The following is a 24214-nucleotide window of genomic DNA, read 5'->3' on the forward strand; positions in this document are numbered from 1 at the left end:
CGGGGCTTTTTTTGTGAGTTATACACTCTAGCGCCAGATCAGCAGCCGAGCGCGATGCCGTCCTTGCGATGGTCGGAACCACCGAGCAATATGCCGCGCTCATAGTCGATGAGGATTGCTTGCGCGCCGCCGATCGGCTCGTCGGCCCACTCCGTGAGGTGCCCTCGTCGATCGAGATCGGCCTTGACCTCCGGCGAAATGGTCGGCTCTAGCGACAGGGTGCCACCGAAGTAAAAGCTGCGCGGCTGGTCGCTGGCCTGCTGCGGATCGAGATCTCGGTCAAGAATCTGGCTCAGCAGATGCGCGTGCCCGCAGGCCTGATACTGGCCGCCCATCACGCCGAAACTCATGCGCGGCCGTCCGCTTTCCATCAGCATGCCCGGGATAATGGTATGGAAAGGTAATTTGTTTGGGCCGATGGCATTCGAGTGGCCTTCCGTCAGCACGAAACCGGCACCGCGATTTTGCAGCAATACGCCGCTGCGCGGGGCGTAGATGCCGCTGCCGAAGGGGAAGAAGACGGAGTTGATCAGCGAAACTGCATTGCCATCGCGGTCTACCACCGAAACGTAGACGGTATCCTTGTGGGTCGGCCCTTCCCACGTGGAGGCGGCAGACGCACGATCGAGACTGATCTCGCGGCGCATCGCATCTACAGAACGATCCGACAGCAGTTCGTCGATATCGAATGTCAGGTGGTCGGGGTCGCTGATCAGTTGATCGCGACGAGCATAGCCTGCCTTGGTCGCTTCAGCGAGCAGGTGGATACGGTCGGCCTCCGTCAGCTTAGGATCGCGCAGGTCGAAGCCGTCGAGGATGCGGGTAATCAACAGTGCTGCCAATCCCTGGCCATTAGGCGGGCATTCCAGCAGATCGAGCCCACGGTACTGGCCCGAAATCGGCTTGGTCTCAAATGCCTTGTAATTTGCAAAATCGCTTTCTTCATGTAATCCGCCGAGCGATTGCAGCAGCGTGGCGATCTCCTCCGCCACGGCATCCCGGTAAAATCCGTCTCGACCGCTCTTGGCGATCGCCCGAAGGGTTGCGCCGAGCGCTGGATTGGCCATGCGCTCACCGGTTCGCGGCGCCCGGCCATTGCGCAGGAAATAAGCGGCTGAATCTGGAAATTTGGCAACGCGGCCTGCATAGCGCGTCCAGTCCAGTTCGACCCGGGGGGTGATGACGTAGCCGCCTTCTGCTGCCGCGATGGCCGGTGCCAGCACACGATCCAACCCGAAGGCACCATACCGCTCGATCAACTGACACCAGGCATCGACTGCCCCCGGAATTGTCACTGCATGCGGGCTGTCATCGGGGATGCTTGTCAGGCCCTTTTCAAGCAGATGGCCAAGGTTTGCCTTCTGTGGCGAACGGCCGGATCCATTGAGGGCGACAGGTGTTCCACCCGCAGGGCAGTACAGCGCAAAGCAATCGCCACCGATGCCCGTCATCAGCGGATCGATGACCGATTGCAGTGCGACAGCGGCCACGGCGGCATCGACGGCACTGCCCCCGGCACGCAGGATATCGACGGCAGCAAGGCTTGCCTGCGGGTGCGATGTCGCCGCCATGCCCCGGTCCGAAATTGCCACCGAACGGCCTGGCTTGAAGAAATCACGGGATTGCATGCTGTTTTCCTTATGCTTTACGGCAGTTTGCTGAAAATCATCGGCTATTGATGCGCGACAAGGGCGGCGCGATCAAGCCCCGCCGATTCCCAGCCGTGTCAGCAGCATTGCCCAGGCGGTCAGCCCGATGCGGAAATTGGCAAGCCGGAAGAACTCGTTCGGCGCATGATAATCCTCGTCCGATGTCGAGAACGAGAAGAAGATCGCCTCTCGGTCCAGATGCTTGCGGAACGACGCGCCAATCGGGATCGTGGCGCCCATCGCAACGCGCAGGGGCTTCTGTCCCAACAGTTCCTCGAGCACGCCCTCGGCCACCGCCAGTGCGGGCAATTCGGGATTGACGAAAAATGCTTCGCTCCCGGGCCCGTGCCGGTGAATGTCGAGGGTGAAACCCGGCGGGAGTCTCGCCTGCAGATGTTGGGTGACGACCGAGAGAATGTGATCCGGTTTCTGCCCAGCAATCAGCCGGCAGGTGATCTTGGCAGTGGCGGAGGAGGGAATGACGGTTTTCGTGCCCTGGCCCTGGTAGCCTCCCGAAATTCCGTTGAACTCCAGCGTCGGCTCCAGCCATTGGCGGATCAGCAGATCCCGGCCCTCTGCGATCGGCGCCTGTCCCTGAACCCCGATGTCGCGATAGTATTCGCCGGCGTCGAAATCTGCCGCTTCGATGGCGGCGATGATCGTCGGATCCGGCGGCGCCGTACCGTCGAGAAAGCCGTCGACGGCCACTCGCCCATCATCTCTGTGCAGGGAGGCGAGCAGAACGGCCAACGCCCGGATAGGATTGGGGGCGCTGCCTCCGTGCCGGCCGGAATGCAGGTCCTTCGAAGCGCCGGTGACGGAGATATCCATAGCCACCAGACCCCGGCTGGCAACGGTCATCGACGGCCGGTCGGGCCGCCACATCGCACCATCGGCCGAAATGACCAGGTCGCAGTCTAGCCTCTCGCGGTAAGTCTGGAGCGTGGCTTCGAAATTCGGACTGCCGGACTCCTCCTCGCCCTCGATCAGCACCTTGAGATTGACCGGCAGGCGCCCCGCCGTCTTCATGAAGGCTTCCGCGACAAGGATCGGGATCAGCAGAGGCCCTTTGTCGTCGGAGACACCCCGCGCATACAGCCGACCGTCTCGTTCGGTCGGCTCGAAGGGCGGTGTCTGCCACTTTTCCAGCGGATCCGGCGGCTGCACGTCGTAATGGCCATAGATCAGGAATGTCGGGAGCGAGGGATCGCTGATCAGTTCTCCGTAGACTGCCGGATGGCCGCCGGTTTCAAGCAGTTCGACGGCAGCAAAGCCGGCCTGCGTCATGCGTCCCGCAACGAACCGGGCCGCCTCGGAGATACCGTCGGCATAGGCCGGATCGGTGCTGACGCTCGCGATACGGCAGAAGGCCTTGAGGTCTTCCAGCGCCTCGGCAAAATGCGCGTCGAGGTAGCTCTCCATCTCGCTCATTTGCCACCATCCACACTGATGACCTGTCCGCTAATCCAGTTGGCAAAATCCGAAGCGAAAAACATGACCATCGCTGCGATGTCATCCGGCACGCCGAGCCGTTTGAGGGCGATGTTCTGGAGGAGCTTGGCTTGTCCCTCGTCGCCCATCGCATCCCATTGTCGTTCCGTCGTCGGATTGGAACGCACGAAGCCGGGCGCCACATTGTTGACGGTGATACCCCACGCTCCGAGCTCGTGGGCAAGCTGTCGCGTCAGGCCGATCTGGCCGGCCTTGGCGCTAGCATAGGCCTGTATGCCGGTCAGCGATATGCCGAGGCCGGCACCACTGGAGATGTTGACGATCCGGCCGTAGTTCTGCCTCTTCATGCCGGGCGCCACGGCCTGTGCCATGAAGAAGGCGCCGGAGAGGTTGACGTCGAAGATCGACTGCCAGTCCTGTTCGGAAATCTCCTCGATCGGCCGTCCAGTCTGGCCACGCACGCCGCCGGCGTTGTTGACGAGGATATCCACCGTCGCACCGTCTGTTTCGATAGCGGCGATCAGCCGCTGGCAAGCACTGCGATCGCCGACATCGAGCCGGTGGGTCCTGACGGCGTCGCTGAGCGCAGCCGTGTCCGCAAGCCCGGCTTCGTTGACATCGCATGCGTGGACGATGGCTCCCCGGCTGGCGAAGGCCAACGCGATCGCTCGGCCAAAGCCATGGGCGGCACCCGTGACGACAACGGTCTTTCCGGCAAAGTCGATATTCACGCCACGCTCTCCAGTTCGTCGAGATTCCTCAGCGAAAGAGGACGCTTGCCATCCTCGATCTCGTGGATCATTTCCACCAGCCGCGTGGCGATCGGGGTCGGGACGCCGAGCGAGCGACCGACATCGACCACCGGCTGGACCTGTGCGTCCACCTCGGTCTTGCGCTTGCGCACCGCCAGGTCCCGCCAGATGCCGGAATGGGACTTCAGCGAGGTGCGGTTATGCGCCACCATCTCGTCGAACGACCGCTCGGTGTCGGCAGCGGTTGCCGTCGGTGAGAAGGCGGCGGGATCGAAGCCGTTGAAAGCCTCTGGCTTGATGTTGTTGGCGCTAGCGACGCGGCCGACTTCCAGCGCCAGCTTGGTCAGCACCGGCCGGTAGCGCGTATTGGCCAGCACATCGGCGATGCTGTCGTCAGTCAGCGCCGTGCCGAACAGCAGCGCGCCGTAGACCAGCTTGCCCCACAGGAAGCCCCAGATATTGTCGGTAAGGATAGCCTTGGAATCGAATTCGTGCAGCAGACGGTGGATTGTTTCGATTCGCTCTGTCGTCTTGCCATCGAGTTCCCCGACCACGACCGCGCCGCGCCCGCTGTAGTGCACCACGCCCGGCGACAGATAATCGGCACCGAAATTGACGAAGCAGCCGATCACCCGCTGGATGCCGACGACCGGCGCGATGACCTGTTCGTTGAGGCCGTTCTGTGCCGAAACGACGTAACCGTCGGAGGCGAGATGATCCACAAGCGCATGGCTCGCCGCCTCGGTGTGGTGGGCCTTGACGCAAAGATAGATGCGCTCGTAGACGCCCTCCAGTTGCTCCGGGAGGTAGGCCTTTGCCTTGACGGTATCCTCAAAAATCGGCCCTTCGATCGTCAAGCCCCTGTCGTTTATGGCGGACACATGGTCTGCGGCATTGTCGACGAAAATGACCTCATGGCCGGCGCGGATGAAAGCGGCGCCCAAGGTTCCCCCGATGGCGCCGGCGCCCCAGATGACAATAGGCGTGCTCATGCCCAGCCTCCTTCGAGAAGCTCACGTGTTTCCGTCACCGCCACATCCCAGATCGCCTGCATTTCCTCATCCGGCCGCTCGTAGTAGCCGCCGAAGTTGCCGTCGCCGAGCAGGGCTTTGACACCTGCGGGGTTCATCGCTCGCATGTGGGCGAGATCGACCATCGGCTTCTGTTGGGTCGATTGGACGACGCCCGGCAGGCGCGTCCAGGGAAAATTCTCCATCCACGACGCATGCGAGGCGACGGTGTCGATCTCCTGCACCTTGGCAAAGGTCTTGGGTGCGTTCCACCAGTTGTGGAACTTGACCGATGTGTCGGGATTGTCGGCCATCCATTCGACCGCCAGGCTGCCTGCCGGCTGGTTGCCGCCATGGCCGTTGACGATGAGGATGCGCCGAAAACCCTGCAAGCGCAGTCCATCGAGGATATCGCGGACGATGCGGATATAGGTCTCCTGGCGCAGGCTGATGGTGCCGGGATAGGCGAGGAAATAGGGCGTGATGCCGTAGGCAAGCACCGGAAACACCGGAATACCCAGCGGCTCGGCGGCATCGAGGGCAATTTTCTCGGCCAGGATCGAGTCGACCGACAGCGACAGATGAGCATGCTGCTCGGTGCTGCCAAGCGGCAGGATCGCCCGGTCGTCGGTCTTCAGGTAGGCCTCGATCTGCTGCCAGTTGGTGTCGGAGATCTTCATGGTTATTCCTCTTTAGCTCTGAACGATCGGCGCCGGTACGATGACGGGGGCTGGCGGCACTTCTGTGGGCGGCTGCGCGACGCCTGCGGCACGGATGATGGGCACGATGACCCGCTCGATATCAGCGGTATCGGGTGCATGGCGGTATTCGATTGCCTGTATGCCGGCCGGCGCGCGGCCGACGGCACCCTCGGCACCAGAGGCATAGATCACGACGCTGGAGCGGCAAAGGAGCTCATCTAGCCCCGTCGTTTCCAGTGTCGCCGCAGCGATCTCTCCGACATGGGGCGCAAAGCGCTGCACGCCGCTCTTCATGATCGGCAGGAAATCGGGAAAACGGGAGACCACGGCAACCGATGCCAGCGAATCCAGCGCGGCGAGGGAGAGGCGCGTCTCCTCTGACGGCGTAAAGCTGATCGAAACCACCTTGGTGTTCGGCAGCAGGCCTGCGACTTCCCGATGTCGGTTGGCAAAGGTGATGGCAAGATCGGCAGAATTGGCGCGTGCCTTGGCACCCGTCTCCCGCTCGATGGCAGAAATGGTGAGCGGCTCGACAGTCACGCCGCGGCCCAGCCGCGCTGCGATGAAACGTGCATAGCTCGCCGTCGCCTCCGGAAAAAGCCCGACCATGACGATGCGCATCCGAGGGCCGATACTGTCTCGGTAGAAGATGCGCGAACTGATCATCGACACGAGTTCCGTCGCCCTGATGCCCAGCGAGTGGCTTTCGTCGATCAACTGTTCGATCTGGCGATGCAGGTTGGCTGTGTCGTTGCGCCCAGCAAGACGCGACTGGCGGCTTTCAGTGACAAAGGTGCCCGAGCCCGGTCGCGCGTCGATCAGACCGGCGACCTTCAGGTCGGCGTACACCTGGCTCACCGTCATCGGCGCAACGCCGATTTTCTCTGCAAGCTCGCGCACGGACGGCAAGGTCTCTCCGGGCGTCAGCTCGCCACAGGCAATGCCATATTCGATGAGGCCGTGGAGTTGCGTCCTCAGCGGGACGGGCAACTCGCGATCAATAAAGAACTCCATGTCAAGGCACAATCTGGCTGTTATAGTGAACTATGACGATTATCCTGCTCCGGCGAAATTGCTGTGTCAACCGGCTCCTTTGCAATAGTTGAACCCTATAAGAAAGCGATTGACTCCGCAGAAAACGCATGAAATCGTTATACCCTATAAGAACACTTCATGCGTTTATCAGAGCAAGGGGAATTCAATGAAAACGATCGCCAAGGCGGCCCTCGTCGCCGGACTTCTTCTGGGCACCAGCTTGTCGGCCCATGCCGTCGAGCGCGGCGGCACCCTGAATTACGGCCGCTACGCCGACAGCCTTTTCCTGGAACCCGTGCTCAACGACGCCAATGTCGATATCTGGGTCCTGTCCAATCTCTACGACACGCTGCTGTTGCCGACCGACGACGGCAAGGGCGTTCAGGCCGGTCTTGCGTCCGCCTGGAAGCTTGCCGATGACGGCCTCAGCGTCACACTGACGCTGCGCGACGGGATCAAGTTTTCCGATGGCACGCCGATCACCCCCCAGGACGTGGCCTGGTCGCTGAAGCGCGCCGCCAAGCCTGACAATGGCGAGTGGACCTTCATCGTCGGCTCCATCGGCGACGTGACGACGGAGGGCGACAAGACAGTTGTCATCAAGCTGAAGAACACCGATCCGGCGATCCTGACGGCGCTGACCGTCTTCAACACAGGCATCATGCCGCAAAAGGCATTCGAAGCCGCTGCCGGCACGACAGAGGCAGAAAAGGCCAAGGCCTTTGCCGAGCATCCGATCGGTTCCGGCCCGTTCATGCTGAAGTCCTGGGATCGCGGCTCGACCATGAAGCTGGTGCGAAACCCTTATTACTGGGGCATGGGCGAAGACGGTAAGCCGCTGCCTTATCTCGACGGCATCAACTTCGAAGTCATCCCGGACGATGCGACCCGCATCCTCAAGCTCAACTCCGGCGAGCTCGATGGCGCCGAGTTCATTCCCTATTCGCGCGTCGACGAGCTGAAGTCCGCCGGCAACCTGAACATGGAACTCTACCCTTCGACCCGCGTCCAGTACATCACGCTGAACACGCGGCCGCAGTTGAATGGTAAAGACAACCCGTTGTCGAACGCCAAGGTGCGCGAGGCAATGAACTATGCCGCCAACAAGGAAGCGATCATCCAGATCGTTACCCACGGCGTCGGCAAGCCGATGACCTCCTATATGTCATCAGCGACGCCGCTGCACACCGGCGACAAGCCGCTGTTCCCCTACGACATCGACAAGGCCAAGAGCCTGATGAAGGAAGCCGGCTTCGAAAGCGGCTTCTCGACGAGCCTGCTGGTTCTGGCCGGCAACCAGGATGAAATCGGCATCGCCACGGCCCTGCAGCAGATGTGGGCGCAGATCGGCATCAAGCTCGAGCTGCAGCAGGTCGACAATGCCAGCCGGACGGCGCAGTACCGGGCCGGCACGTTCGCGATGCGTGAATCTGCCTGGACCGACGATATCGCCGATCCGAACGAGATCACGTCCTACTTCGTCTACTCTCCGAATATCGGTGCGCTGCACACCGGCTGGAAGAGCGAAGAGGCCGACAAGCTGTTCGAGGCTTCCCAGAAGGAAATCGACGTGACCAAGCGTGCGGCCGACTATGCCCGCATCCAGGCGATCTACAACGCGGAAGGTCCGATCGTGCCGCTCTATGAGACGCCTTATCCGGTGGCGCTCAGCAAGAAGGTGCATGGCTTCCTGCAGATCCCGCTCGGCAACAACATCTTCACCAAGACCTGGCTCGATAAGTGAGATTGCGATTGTCGCAGGCTGCCCCGGCAGTCTGCGACATCCCTGATGTCACCTGGAATACGAGGGCGGCTCTTTGCCATTGTTCAGTTATATAGTCCGTCGCATTCTGCAGATGATCCCGACCATCGTGTTCATTCTGATCGTGACTTTCGTGTTGATCCGGCTTCTGCCCGGCGACCCAGCCAGCGCCATGCTCGGAGACCGCGCCCGGGATGCCGATGTCCTGCGCATCAATGCCAGCCTCGGCCTCGACAAACCCGTGATCGTGCAGTTTTTCTACTTTGTCCGTCGTATAGCCACCGGTGACCTCGGCGATTCGATCACGCTGAAGACACCGGTCGTCGATCTGATCGCGCAGCGAATGCCCGTCACTCTGATGTTGATCGGCATGGCTGCGGTGATTGCGCTGCTGCTTGCCGTGCCGCTCGCCTTCGTCGCCGCCCTTCGCCGCGAGAAGACCGCCGATACCGTCATCCGCGGCACCTTCCAGGTCGGGCTTTCCATGCCGGTGTTCTATATCGGCATCCTGCTGCTGACGCTGTTTGCCGCAAACCTCAAATGGTTTCCGGTCGGCGGCTATGGCGATACGTTCGGCAGCAAGCTCTACCACCTGTTCTTGCCCGCTCTGACTCTGGCCCTGAGCTTTGCCGCCGTGCTGATGCGCAACCTGCGCACCGCCATCATCGGCGTCATCAATGCCGAGTATGTCGATTTTGCTCGCTCAAAGGGTCTGAAATCCCGCGTCATTCTCATCCGTCACGTGCTACGTAACGCGCTTATCTCGACAATCACCCTGTTCGGCCTGCAAATCGGCTCGCTGCTTGGCGGCGGGGTCATTACCGAGACGGTGTTTGCGGTTCCCGGTGCGGGTCGCTTGATGATCGACAGTATCTACGGCCGCGATTATCCCGTGTTGCAGGGCCTCACCATCGCGCTCGCCGTGCTGGTGTCGCTGACCTTCCTGGTGACCGATATCGTCCAGGCCTGGCTCGATCCGAGGGTGGCCCGATGAGTGCCGTCACCGATACCCCGCGCGCGAAGTGGCGATTGAAGCCCCGGACATGGCCGAAGACGCTGGTCTTCGGCGGCCTCATCCTGCTGGCCAGCCTGCTGCTCGCCTTTTTCCCGTCGTGGTTCGCGCCCTACGATCCCATCGCCTTCGATTATAACGCGCTGCTGAAAGGTCCAACCTGGGCTCATCCGTTTGGCACCGACAGTTTCGGCCGCGATGTGCTGTCGCGGGTGATCCATGCCTATACGATCGACATGCAGATCGCCGTCTTTGCCACCACCGGCCCCTTCATCTTCGGGACCCTCGTCGGCGCCTTCGTAGGCTATGCCGGCGGGATAACCGAGATCATCTTCGGACGCATCGTCGATGCCGTCCTGACATTTCCGTTTCTGGTTCTGGTCATTGCCGTGGTTTCTGTCCTGGGGCCGGGGCTCGGCAACATGTATGTGGCGATCGGCGTCGTTGGCTGGGTGTTCTATGCCCGCATCGTCGCTGCCGAGGTCAAGGTTCAGAAGCGGCTGGATTACGCCGATGCCGGCCGGGTCATGGGCTACACGCCGACGCGCATCGTCTTCCGCCACCTGCTGCCGAACGCCATCACGCCGGCCATCGTCTACTGGATGACCGACATGGCGCTCGCCATCCTGCTCGGCTCCAGCCTCGGATATCTCGGCCTCGGTGCGCAGCCGCCGGCCTCCGAATGGGGCGTGCAGATCGCCGATGGCAAGAACTACATGACGACGGCTTGGTGGATCTCCGTTTTCCCCGGTGTCTCCATCGTCCTGACCGGACTGGGGTTCAGCCTCGCAGGCGATGGCGTCGCCGAACTTTTGAGGATACGCCGATGATGCCGGCAAGCGACAACAGCGGCCTGGTCGTCCGTGGACTGACCACCACATTCGACACCGCGCGTGGCACGGCAATCGCGGCAGCCGATGTCGATTTCGATGTCGCTCCCGGCGAGGTCGTCGGTCTGGTCGGCGAATCCGGCTCAGGAAAGAGCGTGACGCTCCGCTCCGTCATGCGGCTGATCCGTGAGCCGGGCAAGGTGACGGGACGCGTCGAATGGGGCGGTCGCGACCTGATGGCTATGTCCGACGAAGATCTGCGACGGGTTCGCGGCAGCGAAATTGCCATGATTTTCCAGGAGCCAATGACCGCGCTCAATCCGGTGCTGCCGGTCGGCCTGCAGATCGAGGAGAACCTGAGCGCTCATACCGGCCTCGACCGCCGCGCGCGTCGTGCCCGGGCGCTGGAGTTGATGACCATCGTCGGCATCCCAGACGCCGAACGGCGGCTGAACGAATATCCCCACCAGTTTTCCGGCGGCATGCGCCAGCGGGCGATGATTGCCATCGCGCTCGCCTGTTCGCCGAAGTTGCTGCTTGCCGATGAGCCAACGACGGCGCTCGATGTGACGATCCAAGACCAGATCCTGAAACTGCTTCTCGACCTCCGCGACCGACTCGCCATGAGCGTCGTGCTGGTCACTCACGATCTCGGCGTCGTGGCAGCCACTTGTGACCGGATGGCTGTCATGTATGCCGGACGGATCGTCGAAACCGGCACCGTCGTCGATGTGTTTGCCCAGCCGCGCCATCCCTATACCCGCGGCCTTCTCGGCTCCGTGCCACGCGGCCGTGCGGTGCGCACCATGCTGTCTTCCATCGATGGTACGCCGCCGAGCCTCACGGACCTGCCCGACGGCTGTGCCTTTCATCCGCGCTGCAGCTTCGCCACGGAACAATGTCGACGCGAGCGGCCGCCTTTGGCACCGGTCGCGCCGGGCAGAATGGCCGCCTGCTTCCACCATGACCGGGTCGCGGCCTCGGAGGCTATCCTATGAACACGGTAAGGCCGATCATATCCATCGATGGCGTCACCAAGCGCTTTGCAGGCCCCCATTCGCTCGCGCGCCGGCTGGCGGGCAAGCCGGCGCTTGCGGTTCATGCGCTCAGCGACGTCAACCTCGAGGTCAACAGCGGCGAGACACTGGGTATCGTCGGCGAATCCGGCTGCGGAAAGTCTACGCTGGCGCGCTGCATGGTTCGCCTGCTCGATCCGGACGGTGGTGCTATCCGCTTCGAGGGCAAGGATATTGCTGACCTGAAACCGTCGGAACGGCGTGGCTTCAACCGGCGCGTCCAGATGATCTTTCAAGATCCCTACAGCTCCCTCAACCCGCGCATGACCGTTGCCCAGATCATCGGCGAGGCGCTCGGGGTTCACAACATGCGGCCGAAGGCTGACATACCGGGCCGTATTGCCGAATTGCTCGAACTTGTGCGTCTGCCGCAGGACGCCGCCGGCCGTTATCCGCACGAATTCTCCGGCGGACAACGCCAGCGCATCGGCATTGCCCGCGCGCTCGCGGTCGAGCCCGAGGTCATCGTCGCCGACGAGCTAGTCTCGGCTCTCGACGTCTCCGTCCAGGCGCAGGTGGTCAACCTCTTGCTGCAACTGCAGGAACAGCTGCAGCTCACCGTGGTTTTCGTGGCCCACGACCTGAGGCTTGTGCGTCACATCTCGCATCGCGTCGCCGTCATGTACCTCGGTCAGGTCATGGAGGTGAGCCCGTCTGAGGCGCTGTTCACCTCGCCTCGCCACCCCTATTCCAAGGCCTTGCTGGATGCGGCGCCCGAGCTAGACCCGACCCGCCGTACGCGTACGGCTGCCACCCGTGGCGAACTGCCGAGCCCGATGAACCTGCCTGTCGGCTGCCCCTTTGCCGGCCGCTGTCCCCATGTCTTCGAGCGCTGCCTCGTCGAGCGACCCGTGCTGACGCCGCGTGGCAACGGCCAGTCCGCCGCCTGCCACCTGACCGAGTTCGGTGCACCCCAAACGCTATCCAACGCCTAGAGGCATTTTCCCATGAGTTTTGCTGTGTTCGAAACCGAAATTGCCCGGATCAACGACATCCTCTGTGCGGTGAACCTGCTTACGTGGGATTCCCGCACGATGATGCCGGCTGGTGGTGTCGAAGCGCGCGGCCAGCAGATCGCCACGCTGGTTGGCATCGCCCGCGATATGGCGACAGGCGACGAATTGCAACGTGCCATCGAGACGGCGCGCTCGGAGCTAGCGGGGGCACCATCGGATGATCTGCGCCTCGTCGCTGTCGAGCAGGCGGCAGCGTCTATCGCCAAGCTGTCGCGCATTCCGGCAAAGCTCGTTGCTGCCTCGACCACCCTGAAGACGCTGGCCCAGGCGGCCTGGGTCAAGGCCCGTGCCGCCAACGATTTTGCAGGCTTCGCGCCCGTCCTCGAGCGCACCATGGAAATGCAACGAGAGATCGCCGGCGCGCTTGGCTACGAGGAGCACCCGTATGACGCTCTCGTCGATACCTACGAGCCCGGCATGCGCTGGTCGAAGCTGCAGACGCTTTACGGGCAGCTGCAGAAATCGCTGATCCCGCTGCTGGCGCAGGCGAAAGAGGCGCGGGTGCGCAGTGAAATCCTCGATCGCGCTTATCCTGTCGAGAAACAGCGTGAGTTTTCCAGCTTGATGGCTACGCGGCTCGGCTACGATTTCGGTCGCGGCCGGCTTGATGACGCCGTGCATCCGTTCGAAATATCCTTCACCCGCTCCGATGTCCGCATCACCGGCCGTTTCCGTGAAACTTGGCTGCCGGGCGGCCTGTTTGCGGTCTGGCACGAGGCCGGCCACGGTCTCTACGAGCAGGGCATCTCGGAGCAGTTTTCGCGCTCGACCTTCACCACGGATTTCGTCAATCTCTACGCCGTCGGCGGCGCCAGCTTCGGCATGCACGAATCCCAGTCGCGGCTGCTGGAAAACCGCGTCGGCCGCTCGCGCCGGTTCTGGGACCTGCACTTCCATGAACTCAAGGCCGTTTTCCCTGAGCAGCTGTCGGATGTCTCGGTCGATGATTTCTGGCGTGTGATCAATGCCGCCCGCCCGAGCCTCATCCGCGTCGAGGCCGACGAACTGACCTATGATTTCCACATCATGCTGCGCTCGGAAATTGAGGCCGGCCTGATTGCCGGCGACACCCGGGTTGCCGACCTGCCGGAAATCTGGCGCGACAAGGTAAAGTCCTATCTCGGTCTCGATGTCCCCACGGATACGCTAGGCGTGCTGCAGGACGTGCATTGGTCATCGGGCATGGTCGGCTCCTTCCCGACCTACACAGTTGGCAACATCATGTCTTCGCAGCTGTTTTCCACGGCGCGGAAGGAGGCTGCCGTCGAAAAAGGCCTGGAGAGCGGTGACTACATGCCGCTGAAATCGTGGCTCCAGCACAATGTCCATCAACACGGGCGCTCGAAAAGCCCGGGCGATATCCTGGTGGCGGCCACCGGCTCGGACCTGTCGGCAGATGCCTATATTGCAGACCTGACCGCCAAGGTCGCCGACCTCACGGCCTGATCATCCAGAGGGGCGCCACGCATCAGGCGCTTTTTGCCAGTTCTTCGTCGAGCATGGAGAGCAGGCGCGGATCGTCCGGCGTGACATCCGGCGCAAAGCGCGCAACGACGCTACCATGACGGCCGATCAGGAATTTCTCGAAATTCCAGAGGACGTCGCTGGCGGCGCCCGTATCGACGCCGTAGCCCTTCAGCCTTTCGCGCATCGGGCCATCGCCGGTGGTCGGTACGGGGGAGGCTGTCAGCATTTTGTAGAGCGGGTGCTTGGCCGCGCCCTTGACTGAGATCTTGGAGAAAACCGGAAATTGCACGTCGTAGGTCGATTGGCAAAAGGTCATGATCTCGGCGTCCGAACCCGGCTCCTGCTCCTTGAAATCATTGGCAGGAAAGGCCGCAATGGTAAATCCACGGTCGCGCTTCGCCTCATAGAGTTTTTCCAGCGCTTCGTATTGGACGGTCAAGCCACATTTCGAAGCGACGTTGACGACCAGCAAGACCTGTCCGCGGTAGTCGTTCAGTGTTGCAGCACGGCCGTCTGCTCGCTTGAGCGGGATATCGAACAGGGTTTCGGGCACTGGTCTCTCCATAACAGGCTTCGTTCCGTCTTGCCCGCGATATGAGGGCGGCGACGGGGCGCTGTCAATCGCGGGCATCGATGGCCAAGAGGTCCCGCGACCGGTCGTCGGAAGCTGAAAATATGAAGTCTCCCTTGCTTTTGTCCGGCTTGCGATCTTGACTTCGAGACCAGGAAATATTCAATGCCCTACACGCTCTGGCAGGCCTATTGACGAGGAGATTCGCCTGCCTTTCCTCCTATTAAACTACCTAAAAATCCATTGTGAACGCGATGCCGTAGACAGGTCACCCGCCGTGTTCATCCGGACGTATGCGTGAGAAAGGAATGTCGATGACCGACTTCGTCGATCCATCGAAGCGGCCGCTGGTTGTCGGCGCCATCGTGCTTGCGACTTTTATGGTGGCGATCGAGGCGACCATCGTCGCTACCGCGATGCCGCGCATCGTCGGTGAGTTGGGCGGCTTCACCTACTACAGCTGGGTATTTTCGGCCTTCCTGCTCGCCCAGTCTACGACAACAATGATCTATGGCAAGCTGTCGGATATTTTTGGCCGCAAGCCGATCCTGATCGTTGGCATCCTGATCTTCCTCCTTGGCTCCGCACTTGCCGGTTTCGCCTGGTCGATGACTTCGCTGATCGTCTTCCGACTTGTCCAGGGTGTCGGTGCCGGCGCCATCCAGCCCGTGACCACGACAGTTGTCGGCGATCTCTACAAGCTCGAGGAGCGTGCCAAGGTCCAGGGCGTGCTTGCCAGCGTCTGGGCTATCTCGGCTGTGGTCGGACCTCTTGCCGGCGGGCTTATCGTCGATCATCTCTCCTGGGCCTGGATCTTCTGGATCAACCTGCCGCTCGGCGTGCTGACTATTGCCGGGTTCGTGCTTTTCCTGAAGGAGAAGATCGAGCCTCGCGTGGTCCACATCGATTATCTCGGCACGTTGCTGTTTTCTGTTTCCATCGTTTCGTTGCTGTTTATCCTGACAGAAACCGATGCCAGCGCCGCCGTCCTCGGCGGCTTTGGCCTGCTGTTCCTTGTCTCTGGCGTGCTGTTCCTGCTTCAGGAAGGACGGGCGCCGGAGCCGTTGATTTCGATCGCCCTTTGGAGCCGGCGACTGATCGCCACCAGCAATGCCGCGACGCTGCTGGCCGGCATGGCGTTGATCGGGCTCACGACGGTGCTGCCGATATACGTCCAGGGTGTGCTCGGCCGCTCTTCACTCGAGGCAGGTTTCACGCTGACGATGCTGATCGTCGGCTGGCCCCTGGCGGTGGTGATGTCGCCAAAACTGTTTCGCGCTTTCGGTATCCGCCGCACCTTGAGAGTCGGCAGCCTGCTGTTTCCGTTCGGGGCGATATTCCTGCTGTTCCTGACCCCCGAAAGCACCCCCATACCCGCCGGTGTCGGCGCTTTTTTGATGGGCTTCGGAATGGGATTGATCAGCCTCACCAGCATCGTTCTGGTGCAGGACAGCGTCGACTGGTCGGAGCGCGGCAGTGCAACGGCCTCGATCCTGTTTTCACGCAGCCTCGGCAATACGCTTGGCGCCACGGCGCTAGGTTCGATCCTCAATCTCGGCATTGCCCACTTCGGCAGCGGAGCGCTAGCCGAGAAGCTTCATGACGTCTTGAACCAGCCGACCGGCCTCTCAGATCTTTCTTCCAATCCTGCCATCAGGGCCGTTTTCAATTCTGCGCTGCACTGGAGTTTCTGGGGGGTCTTCGTGGTCGCTGCTTTGACATTTCTCACCACCTGGCTCATTCCGGTCAGCCATCGCGCCGGTGGCGCAGCGGCGAAGGTCGATGCGAAGGAAGCGATGTCACACTGATCGGCAAAGCCGGCCCGGAGTTGTTGAATGGCAGACGTATCGACGCGGCAAAAGACCGATCTCGCAGAAGCACCGAAAGCACGGTCGCTGCTGCTTGCACTGCTGGTCGCCGGCGCGTTCTTCATGGAAAACCTCGATGGCACGGTGATCGCCACTGCCCTGCCGCAGATGGCCACGTCCTTTGGCGTACGGCCCGTCGATCTCAATATCGGCATGAGCGCCTACCTGTTGACGCTCGGCATCTTCATTCCCATCAGCGGCTGGATCAGCGACCGGTTTGGCGCACGGCTGGTGTTCTCGTCTGCCGTGGTCGTCTTCACGCTGGCATCCGTTCTCTGCGGATTTGCGGAGGGCATCGGGACGTTCGTTGCCATGCGGATCCTGCAAGGTATCGGCGGTGCGATGATGGTGCCGGTGGGCCGGTTGCTTGTGCTCAACAACACGCCGAAAGAAAAGCTGATTTCGGCCATCGCGACGATTACCTGGCCTGCGCTGGTGGCCCCCGTGCTCGGCCCGCCGCTTGGCGGGTTCCTCACCGATCATGCCAGCTGGCGCTGGATCTTCTTCCTCAATCTGCCGCTCGGCATCCTTGCCTTCGTCTTTGCCCTGATTCTGATTCCCAAGGGGCAGCATCAGGAGAAGCGGCCCTTCGACTGGACCGGCTTCGTCGCCAGCGGTTTTGGCCTGGCGTCTGTGATGTATGGTCTGGAACTGATTGGTCGAGCAAAGCCGGAATGGCTGTCAGCAGGCACCTATCTGGCGGTAGGACTTGTTCTGCTGACCGTGGCAATTCTCCACTTCCGTCGTAGCGCCCACCCGCTGATCGATTTTTCAGGCCTGAGCAAGCCGACATTTGCCGTCGCCTTGTGGGGGGGCTCGCTGTTTCGCATGGCGATCGGCGCGGTGCCGTTTTTGCTGCCGCTGATGTTCCAGGTCGGGTTCGGGCTTGGTGCCTTCGAGGCGGGGATGATGACGCTTGCGGTCTTTGCCGGCAATCTCCTGATAAAGCCCGCAACGACGCCGATCTTGCGACGATACGGCTTCCGCCGTGTGCTGCTGGTCAACGGCATCCTCAATGCGCTCTTCATCGCAGCCTGCGCGCTGTTCTCGCCGACATCGTCGTTGGCGTTTATCATCCCCGTGCTGTTTATCGGCGGGATGTGCCGCTCGATGCATTTCTCGGCTCTCAATACCATCGCCTTCGCAGATATTCCCAAGCCGCAGATGACTGGCGCCAACACGCTGTTCAGCACCGCCTTCCAGCTGACGATGGGCATGGGCATTGCACTCGGTGCCATCGGTATTCGCATCGGTCAGGTCTTGGCACCCCCGCTGGGTCTGGCCCTGCCGGCCATCGAGTTCCGCCTTGCCTTCGTCCTGCTTGGTCTCGTGGCGCTGTTGGCCACCGTCGACTGCTGGCGTCTCGCTCCCGATGCCGGGGCAAATGTTTCCAGGAAACCGGCGCAGGGCAAGTGACGATCGCTATGTGCCCTGTCGTTGCCGGCACCGAAGATAATCGGATGATAATTGCTGCGCCGTCGCTCGGAACAAGCCTGCGGCAAGCTTGCGGGCGATAGGGTCCGCCACCGATCAGTTCACGCCGAAATCTCTGGACGCATGATGAAAAGCCACCACCGTCTGCTCGCCATCTTGAGCGTTGCCATCTCCTTGTCCGCCTGCGTAGATCATATCGGCAAACCCCTCCTGCTGCCGGTCGGTACCCCGGCGCAGTTTCCCGGGGTGGTGCATGTCATGTGCGTTGGCGATGCCGACGCTGCCTACGACCGGCAGAAGGAAGAATTTGCCTACCGCGCCCGCATGAATGGCCCAGGAGTGTTGCCAAGCGAGGTGCCGGCCCAGGAAAGCCAGGCAGAGGCTGCGGCACGCATGAAATATATGTCCTGCGTCTCGAGCCAGGGATACCGCGCCGTCTTTAACTGACGCCTGTGGCTGGAGGCACGCTCAGGTTCACGAGAGTGGATTTGCCGGAAAGCGCATGGTGAATGCGGTTCCGTTCGCATTCTCATAGGAAAAAGTACCATTGATCTGGGCAACGAAACCAGTGATCAGCCGGCTGCCCATGCCCTTGTGCGTCAGTTCCGGATCGATGCCGGGCCCATCGTCACGCACTGTCAGAACTGCCATACCGTCGCTTTCGCTTTCCAGTTCCACAACGAGATGCCCGTCGGAGCGGCCGATAAAGGCGTATTTGAAGGCGTTTGAGACCACCTCGTTGATGATCATGCCGATAGGGAGAGCCTGGTCACGGTCCACGGAAATTGAGGTAAGCCGTGTTTCGATCGTGACCGCCGCGTCGTAGGAGGCGGCGATCTCCCCGACCAGTCGCTCCGTATAGGGGGCGACATCGACACGGTCGAACTGGTCCGTCTGGTAGATCTGTTCGTGAACCGCAATCATGGCTGCGATCCGCCGTTCCATATCGCCGCGCGCCTCCTTGGAGATAGGCTGAAGGCGGATCAGCGCCGATACGGCCTGCAGGTTGTTCTTCACGCGATGATGAATTTCCCGGAACAGAAACTGGTTGCGCTCCAGCAGCCGCTCGAGAACGGCGTTGCGTTCGGCAAAGGCATTCAACAAGGCGACAATCCAGATGGCGCTTGCGATGATCATCAGGATGATCGGCAGCCCGAAGATGAGTTGCGTGTCGAGGCCTGACCAGAACATCTGCAACGTCTGCGCGGTATCTATACCCGCAGTGGCGATCAGCGGCCATCCATCCACATGCCAGTAACCGACGATCCGCGCCACGCCATCCACCGGCGAGGCGCCGCTGCGATAATAGCCTTGCGGACTTTTCGGGAGGTGGACCGTGAAAAGCGGAGTCTGGCTGAAATCCATCGGCTTGTCGAAGGTCGGGTGGCGCGCCACCAGCCATCCGTCGGAGCGGATCACGCCGACGCTCGATTTCGGTCCGAGTTCCATGGAGTTCCAGAACTCGTCGAGCTTCTCGGTCGGAATGGCAATGCTCGCCACGCCGTGGAACTGCCCGTCGCGCTCGATGCGTCTTGCAATGATGAAAACCTGCTTCCCACTCAGCCGCTCCTGCAACTGCTCGGAAATGACCACTTCCCGACCGGCCTTCAACTGCTGGAAATACTCGCGATCGGCCACCGTGATGCCCGTTGCCTGCCGTACGCTCGAAAGACGCAGCGCGCCGTTTTGATCGTAGACGGAATATTGAAACCCGGAGGGCAGATCACCAACCGCCTGCGAGATGTCGGAAATCGTATTGGCGTTGGACTCGATCGGCTGTTCGTCGAGCTTTGCATCGATGCGCCTCAGCGCCTGGTCGCTGGCTTCAATCATCCATTGCAGATGAGCGGCAACCACGTGGGCAGAGGATTGCGCCCGAGCTTCGCCGGCCGCTATCGTGGCCTTGTAGTTTTGCCAGATCATGAGGCCGGAGAGGCTCAGGACGGCAACAAGAAACAGGCTGACGAGCACTACGGCCGACTTTGACGTCAACCGAGCTATCCGTCGCTCAGGACCATCCACTCCGCGAAATCTCCCCGTGCAAATCGCTTGCTGGAACGTTCTAACACGCGACGTCACAGGGCTGGAAGAGCAAGTTAAGTTGAAACATGTTTGAAGTTCTGGCCGCCTTTGCCAACCTGGCGATGACGCCACGCCTTGGCAGACGCCAAGGTTAGAAAGCGGAAAATCGACCGGCGGCGGGCACCTCTTCGAAGCGCGAATGCGGCGAAGGATATCATGACGATGTACCAGCAAAGGATAATGGCAAACAGATCGAAATGCTCGTTCAGGGCGATTGCAATGCCCGCGAAGCCGACGAATCCGCAGGCGAGGAAACCGATACCAATGAACGGGATGTTTGACAAAGTCATAATGAGAACTCCTCAAGACTGTAGTAAGGAAACGCTTGCATCCTGAGGTAGTTCGATGTGGTCTGCTTTCTTGGTAAGTAAAGAGTAAACAGGCGAGCGTCCAAAGCTGCGTCTTTGGTTGTCAAGTTGCCACCAGAGAAGGGCCAATTTTGGATACTGGCCCTTCCTGAAATCAGCAGATTTCGTGGGGCAACCTAGTTCCGCAGATACGCTTCGAGGCTGTCGTCCATGGCCTCGATCCAGGGCGTGTGGTGCTTCGGGGCCATATTTCCGGTCATCAGCGAGCGATAGCCGTTGTCACGGAAGCTCATGATGCTTTCTGCCTTGTGATGCTCCCATTCCATGAAAGTCCGGTTGACGCCCTCGATATCGAAATCGGGGTAATCTGTGGCGGCAAGCAGCTCCTTGACGTAGTCGCCCTGGAACCAGATCATCTGCTCGGCGTCCTCGAGCCCTTCCTCGCGGGCACGCCATGTGTCGAAATGTGCTTTCATCCCGTCTGCGTCCGGCAATGCGATGCGGCCGAGGATAATGTCGCGAGCGTACCAGGCCTGCGCGTCGAACATGTTGAACGTGTAGAACTGGTCCTGCATGCCGATGTAGAAGAGCTGCGGGTTTTTTTCATAGACGATGCCGTTGTAGAGATCGTCGGCCCACAGGCGGTTTGCAGTCTTCAGGCGCAGGCTGTCGGGCAGGAACGGAAAATGGTGTAGGTAGCCGGTGCATAGGATCAGCGCGTCGACTTCCTTCGTGGTGCCGTCCTTGAAATGTGCTGTCTTGCCGTCCAGCCTCTGTAGCAGCGGCCTCTCTTCGAAACGCTGCGGCCACGCAAAGCCGATGGGCTTGCTGCGATAGCTGACGGTGACCGATTTGGCGCCATATTTCCAGCACTGCGAGCCGATGTCCTCGGCCGAATAGCTGCGACCGACGATGAGGATATCCTTGTCCTTGAACTCCAGCGCATCGCGAAAGTCATGGGCATGCATGACACGACCGCCGAAGCTGGCGACCCCCTCGAAATAGGGAACATTAGGCGTCGAGAAATGGCCTGATGCCACCACGACATAGTCGAAGACCTCGTCATACATCCGGTCGTTGACGCGGTCATGGGCTGTCACCGTGAATTTTTTACTCACCTCGTCGAAGGTCACCATCCGCACGGGCGTGCTGAAACGCACCCAGTCGCGGACGCCGGCTTTCTCTACGCGACCCTTGATATAGTCCCAGAGCACGGCGCGCGGCGGGTATGAGGCGATAGGCTTGCCGAAGTGTTCCTCGAAGGAATAATCGGCAAACTCCAGGCATTCCTTCGGGCCGTTCGACCATAGATAGCGGTACATGCTGCCGTGCACCGGTTCGCCATATTCGTCGAGCCCGGTGCGCCAGGTGTAGTTCCACAAGCCGCCCCAATCCGCCTGCTTCTCGAAGCAGACGACTTCGGGGATTTCTGCGCCTTTCGCTGCGGCCGATTGGAACGCTCTCAGTTGCGCCAGTCCCGATGGTCCGGCGCCGATCACGGCAACTCTCGTCATGTCAGTTCCCTCATTTTTATTGATCTGCTTGGTATGATCGGTCGGTCAGTCCGGAAAAATGCCCGGGCTGGTCGGCGCTCCGTCATCGTAGGTGCTGAGCCAGTCGATCATGATCGGGCGATTGCGCGTCAGACCCTTGTAGTCGACGATCTCGGGCGGCAGGCTCGCCAGCACACGCGGCAGGCGGCGTGCCCATTTAGGCACGGTGACCAGTTCATCGAGGCTGATGAGATAGCAGCGGATCACGAACAGGATGGCGTTAGAGCGGGGCAGGCGCCAGAGGCTCTGCAGCTCGACGCGAAGATGCATTTTCCGGCCGACGTTTTCCGGCGTGACCGTCAGGCGGTCAGGCCCCCATTTGTGGTAATTCTCCGGGCTGGTGTCGAGGCGCGGGTTGACCGTCATCGTCCAGTTCAGCCGCCGCGTCGGCTTGCCCTGCTGCAGGTTCAGGAGGAACTTCAGCGCCCGCTCGAAGACGCCGATCTGGTGGGCCAGCGGCACCGGGCCATGCCATTCCATGAAGTTCATGCCGATGTCGAAATCGAGCGACCAGTCGGCCTGCGTCGTGACCATGCCGGCATCCATCCAGAGATTGCCGTCGCGCTGATCGACAATGCAGAAATCGCCCTGCGCCTGGCGGGTGATATATTCCATCGGCTGATAGGGGAGGGTCGAGGCATCGCCGAAGGTGAAGCTGTCATCGATGCCGAGCGGCCGATTTATCCAGCGCCACTTGTCACCGTCTTTGGTGAGGGAGAAATGCTCCGGATAATCGGAGGCCTGGTGCTCCATGATCAGTTCCAGCGTATCCCACTGGGCCGTCATCATATGCGGCAGTGCCTGGCACCGCAGCGGATCCTCCTTCAGCACCAGCGCCCGGTCATGCATCTCGGCGACGTAATGTTCGTCGACGTCGATCAGGTTTTCAAAGACGCTATTGGCCGGCCCTCGCACGTGCGGTTCCATGTTGACCGCGTACATGTAGGCGTCCCGGTCGAAGGGAAATGGAAATCGGCGAATGTTTTCCGGGCTGTTGCGAAAGGTGAAATCGTCCCGGAATGTTTCCTGCCTGAACTTGATGGTCATCCGTCCGATCCTTCCTCGAGGCTAAAGTTGAAGCAACAGTTGCTGGCCCTTGAAGCGCGACACGCAGATCATGATTTTCCGCCCCTCGGCCTTTTCCGCGTCCGAGAGGTAGACGTCGTTGTGCTCGAGTTCGCCATCGCTGGAGAGGACGACGGTTTCGCACTGCCCGCAGGCCCCGCCGCGGCACATGTAGGGCGCCTCGCAGCCAGCAGCCTCCACCGCCTCGAGGATGCTCTGATGCTCACCGACCGTGATCGCCCGATCTGCCTTTGCCAGCATCACCTGGAACGGCAGGCCGGCAGGAGGTGCAAGAAAGCGCTCCGCATGCAGGTTTTCCTTCGGCCAGCCGGCCTCCAGCGCCGTCAGCAGCACACCGTCGATCATGCCGGAGGGTCCGCAGACATAGAGATGCGTGCCGAGAGGCTGGTTATCGACGATCGTCTCCACCGGAATGAGTCTTTTCTCGTCGTCGAAGTAGAGTTTGACCTTGCGCGGTCCGTAGCGCTCAAGCAGTTGCTGCCAGAAGGCACCGTGTTCGCGAGAGCGCATGGCATAGTGCAGTTCGAAGGCGGCGTTATCGCGCGTAAACTGCTCCATCATCGCCAGAAACGGCGTGATGCCGATGCCGCCGGCAAACAGGATATGCTTGCGGCCGCGATGATCGACGGGAAAGAGGTTGACCGGCTGGCTGATCGTGAGCTGGTCGCCTACGCGAAGCCTGTCGTGGAGAAACGCCGAGCCGCCGCGCGAATTGGCTACCCGCAGCACGCTGATTTCATACCCTGATGTATCGTCCGGTGACGACATCAGCGAATAGGGATTGCGCCGCAGCTGCTCGCCGTCGTTCATTGAGACGACAATATGCGAACCGCCCGAAAACACCGGCAAAGGGGCGCCGTCGGGCCGCTCCAGCCGGAAGGTTTTGACCGCTGCCGCCACCTGCGTCACGGCTGTCACTTGGACGGTCATCTCTGTGTTGATGCTCACAGGAAAATTTCCTCCGGCTCCGGTGCAGTGCCCGGCTCTTCGGCATCGACGTTGACGCCCTGGAAAGCGCCGAGCCGTCGCGAATAATGGTCGCGAACGAGAAGCTTCAGGCCGCAGTGCGAGCAGACGAAGGGCGTCGTGGTGACGTTGTCGGTCACGCCCTTGCAATGGACGCACTGCACACGCCGGGCCAGCGATCCCCGATGCTCCGTCCTCAGCGAGTTGAAGTCGACGCCGAAATCGAGGGCCACCTGGATCGCCTGACCAATAAAGCCTTCCGTCCCGGCGATGTAGATCCGCATCCCCATGGTCGCATTGTCGAGGCAGACGCGAAGACGCCCCAGCAGCGGCTGCAAGCCGGCGGCCGTCCAGGTGACGTCGGCGCCAAGTGCTGCGAGATCGGCGACGTGGCTCTGGCCAGCCGAGCCACCCGGCAGATAAAGGATTTCGGCCCTCGGTAGAAATGCCCCGCCATCGCTCCCGGCGCGATCGAGAAGAGCCAATGCGCCTTCGCCCTCAAGCACAAAGAGGTGGCGCTTCGCATGGGGGTCGATGTCGAGCCCCTTATATTCCGGTCTGCTCTTGATCCCTGCAACCAGCAT

Annotated in this window: 22 protein-coding genes; 9 read left to right on the forward strand and 13 right to left on the reverse strand. The window is 61.1% G+C overall.

Annotation, left to right across the window (positions count from 1 at the left end):
• Positions 1–38 precede the first annotated feature (38 nt).
• From ggt to J5274_RS04420, 6 genes are all read right to left on the reverse strand, one after another.
• Positions 39–1628 (reverse strand): gamma-glutamyltransferase, encoded by a 1590-nt coding sequence (gene ggt / locus J5274_RS04395; RefSeq protein WP_142830124.1) that lies wholly within the window; start codon positions 1626–1628, stop codon positions 39–41.
• 72 nt (positions 1629–1700) lie between these two features.
• Positions 1701–3080 carry a dipeptidase gene (locus tag J5274_RS04400; RefSeq protein ID WP_142830126.1) on the reverse strand — a complete coding sequence of 460 codons (1380 nt, stop codon included), beginning with the start codon at positions 3078–3080 and terminating at the stop codon, positions 1701–1703.
• Positions 3077–3832 carry an SDR family NAD(P)-dependent oxidoreductase gene (locus J5274_RS04405; protein WP_142830128.1) on the reverse strand — a complete coding sequence of 252 codons (756 nt, stop codon included), beginning with the start codon at positions 3830–3832 and terminating at the stop codon, positions 3077–3079. Before J5274_RS04405 ends, J5274_RS04400 begins: the two co-directional genes overlap by 4 nt.
• On the reverse strand, positions 3829–4845 hold the full coding sequence (locus J5274_RS04410; RefSeq protein WP_142830130.1) for a ketopantoate reductase family protein: 1017 nt from the start codon (positions 4843–4845) through the stop codon (positions 3829–3831). The genes J5274_RS04405 and J5274_RS04410 overlap by 4 nt, the downstream gene beginning before the upstream one ends.
• Positions 4842–5543 carry a creatininase family protein gene (locus J5274_RS04415; RefSeq protein WP_209182401.1) on the reverse strand — a complete coding sequence of 234 codons (702 nt, stop codon included), beginning with the start codon at positions 5541–5543 and terminating at the stop codon, positions 4842–4844. The genes J5274_RS04410 and J5274_RS04415 overlap by 4 nt, the downstream gene beginning before the upstream one ends.
• Positions 5544–5555: 12 nt before the next feature.
• A complete protein-coding gene (locus J5274_RS04420; protein ID WP_142830133.1) occupies positions 5556–6578 on the reverse strand; it encodes a GntR family transcriptional regulator in 1023 nt (340 codons plus the stop codon).
• Between the two features lie 187 nt (positions 6579–6765).
• Here J5274_RS04420 and J5274_RS04425 point away from each other — a divergent pair, with 187 nt between their 5' ends.
• From J5274_RS04425 to J5274_RS04450, 6 genes are all read left to right on the forward strand, one after another.
• Positions 6766–8343 (forward strand): ABC transporter substrate-binding protein, encoded by a 1578-nt coding sequence (locus J5274_RS04425; RefSeq protein ID WP_142830135.1) that lies wholly within the window; start codon positions 6766–6768, stop codon positions 8341–8343.
• 79 nt (positions 8344–8422) lie between these two features.
• Complete coding sequence (locus J5274_RS04430) at positions 8423–9355, forward strand: ABC transporter permease (RefSeq protein ID WP_224128623.1); 933 nt, start codon at positions 8423–8425, stop codon at positions 9353–9355.
• The gene (locus tag J5274_RS04435) at positions 9352–10203 is read left to right on the forward strand and encodes an ABC transporter permease (protein WP_219274769.1); all 852 of its coding nucleotides are present in this window, start codon (positions 9352–9354) and stop codon (positions 10201–10203) included. Before J5274_RS04430 ends, J5274_RS04435 begins: the two co-directional genes overlap by 4 nt.
• Positions 10203–11201, forward strand: a complete 999-nt coding sequence (locus J5274_RS04440; RefSeq protein ID WP_143123052.1) for an ABC transporter ATP-binding protein — start codon at positions 10203–10205, stop codon at positions 11199–11201. Before J5274_RS04435 ends, J5274_RS04440 begins: the two co-directional genes overlap by 1 nt.
• Positions 11198–12214: an ABC transporter ATP-binding protein gene (locus J5274_RS04445; protein WP_142830141.1), complete on the forward strand. Its 1017-nt coding sequence runs from the start codon at positions 11198–11200 to the stop codon at positions 12212–12214. Before J5274_RS04440 ends, J5274_RS04445 begins: the two co-directional genes overlap by 4 nt.
• A 12-nt stretch (positions 12215–12226) precedes the next feature.
• Positions 12227–13741, forward strand: coding sequence for a carboxypeptidase M32 (locus J5274_RS04450; RefSeq protein ID WP_142830143.1), 1515 nt, complete (start codon positions 12227–12229; stop codon positions 13739–13741).
• Between the two features lie 22 nt (positions 13742–13763).
• Here J5274_RS04450 and J5274_RS04455 read toward each other — a convergent pair whose 3' ends face one another.
• A complete protein-coding gene (locus J5274_RS04455; protein ID WP_142830145.1) occupies positions 13764–14315 on the reverse strand; it encodes a glutathione peroxidase in 552 nt (183 codons plus the stop codon).
• A gap of 332 nt (positions 14316–14647) precedes the next feature.
• On the opposite strand from J5274_RS04455, the gene J5274_RS04460 reads away from it, so the two are divergent.
• The 3 genes from J5274_RS04460 to J5274_RS04470 all read left to right on the forward strand — a co-directional run bounded on the left by J5274_RS04460 (position 14648) and on the right by J5274_RS04470 (position 18082).
• The gene (locus J5274_RS04460; RefSeq protein ID WP_142830147.1) at positions 14648–16141 is read left to right on the forward strand and encodes an MDR family MFS transporter; all 1494 of its coding nucleotides are present in this window, start codon (positions 14648–14650) and stop codon (positions 16139–16141) included.
• A 27-nt stretch (positions 16142–16168) separates the two neighbouring features.
• Complete coding sequence (locus tag J5274_RS04465) at positions 16169–17617, forward strand: MFS transporter (RefSeq protein WP_142830149.1); 1449 nt, start codon at positions 16169–16171, stop codon at positions 17615–17617.
• Positions 17618–17761: 144 nt separating this feature from the next.
• On the forward strand, positions 17762–18082 hold the full coding sequence (locus J5274_RS04470; RefSeq protein ID WP_142830151.1) for a hypothetical protein: 321 nt from the start codon (positions 17762–17764) through the stop codon (positions 18080–18082).
• Positions 18083–18109: 27 nt separating this feature from the next.
• On the opposite strand, the gene J5274_RS04475 is transcribed toward J5274_RS04470, so the two are convergent.
• From J5274_RS04475 to J5274_RS04500, 6 genes are all read right to left on the reverse strand, one after another.
• Complete coding sequence (locus J5274_RS04475) at positions 18110–19627, reverse strand: sensor histidine kinase (protein ID WP_142830153.1); 1518 nt, start codon at positions 19625–19627, stop codon at positions 18110–18112.
• Positions 19628–19731: 104 nt separating this feature from the next.
• Positions 19732–20007: a hypothetical protein gene (locus J5274_RS04480; RefSeq protein WP_142830155.1), complete on the reverse strand. Its 276-nt coding sequence runs from the start codon at positions 20005–20007 to the stop codon at positions 19732–19734.
• Between the two features lie 194 nt (positions 20008–20201).
• Positions 20202–21539, reverse strand: coding sequence for an NAD(P)-binding domain-containing protein (locus J5274_RS04485; RefSeq protein WP_219274770.1), 1338 nt, complete (start codon positions 21537–21539; stop codon positions 20202–20204).
• A 45-nt stretch (positions 21540–21584) separates the two neighbouring features.
• On the reverse strand, positions 21585–22625 hold the full coding sequence (locus tag J5274_RS04490; RefSeq protein WP_142830159.1) for a DUF3445 domain-containing protein: 1041 nt from the start codon (positions 22623–22625) through the stop codon (positions 21585–21587).
• A 21-nt stretch (positions 22626–22646) separates the two neighbouring features.
• Complete coding sequence (locus J5274_RS04495) at positions 22647–23612, reverse strand: PDR/VanB family oxidoreductase (RefSeq protein WP_142830161.1); 966 nt, start codon at positions 23610–23612, stop codon at positions 22647–22649.
• Positions 23609–24214 carry a dimethylamine monooxygenase subunit DmmA family protein gene (locus J5274_RS04500; RefSeq protein WP_142830163.1) on the reverse strand — a complete coding sequence of 202 codons (606 nt, stop codon included), beginning with the start codon at positions 24212–24214 and terminating at the stop codon, positions 23609–23611. Before J5274_RS04500 ends, J5274_RS04495 begins: the two co-directional genes overlap by 4 nt.

Source organism: Rhizobium sp. L51/94 (genome assembly GCF_019355555.1).
Lineage (GTDB): Bacteria > Pseudomonadota > Alphaproteobacteria > Rhizobiales > Rhizobiaceae > Rhizobium > Rhizobium rhododendri.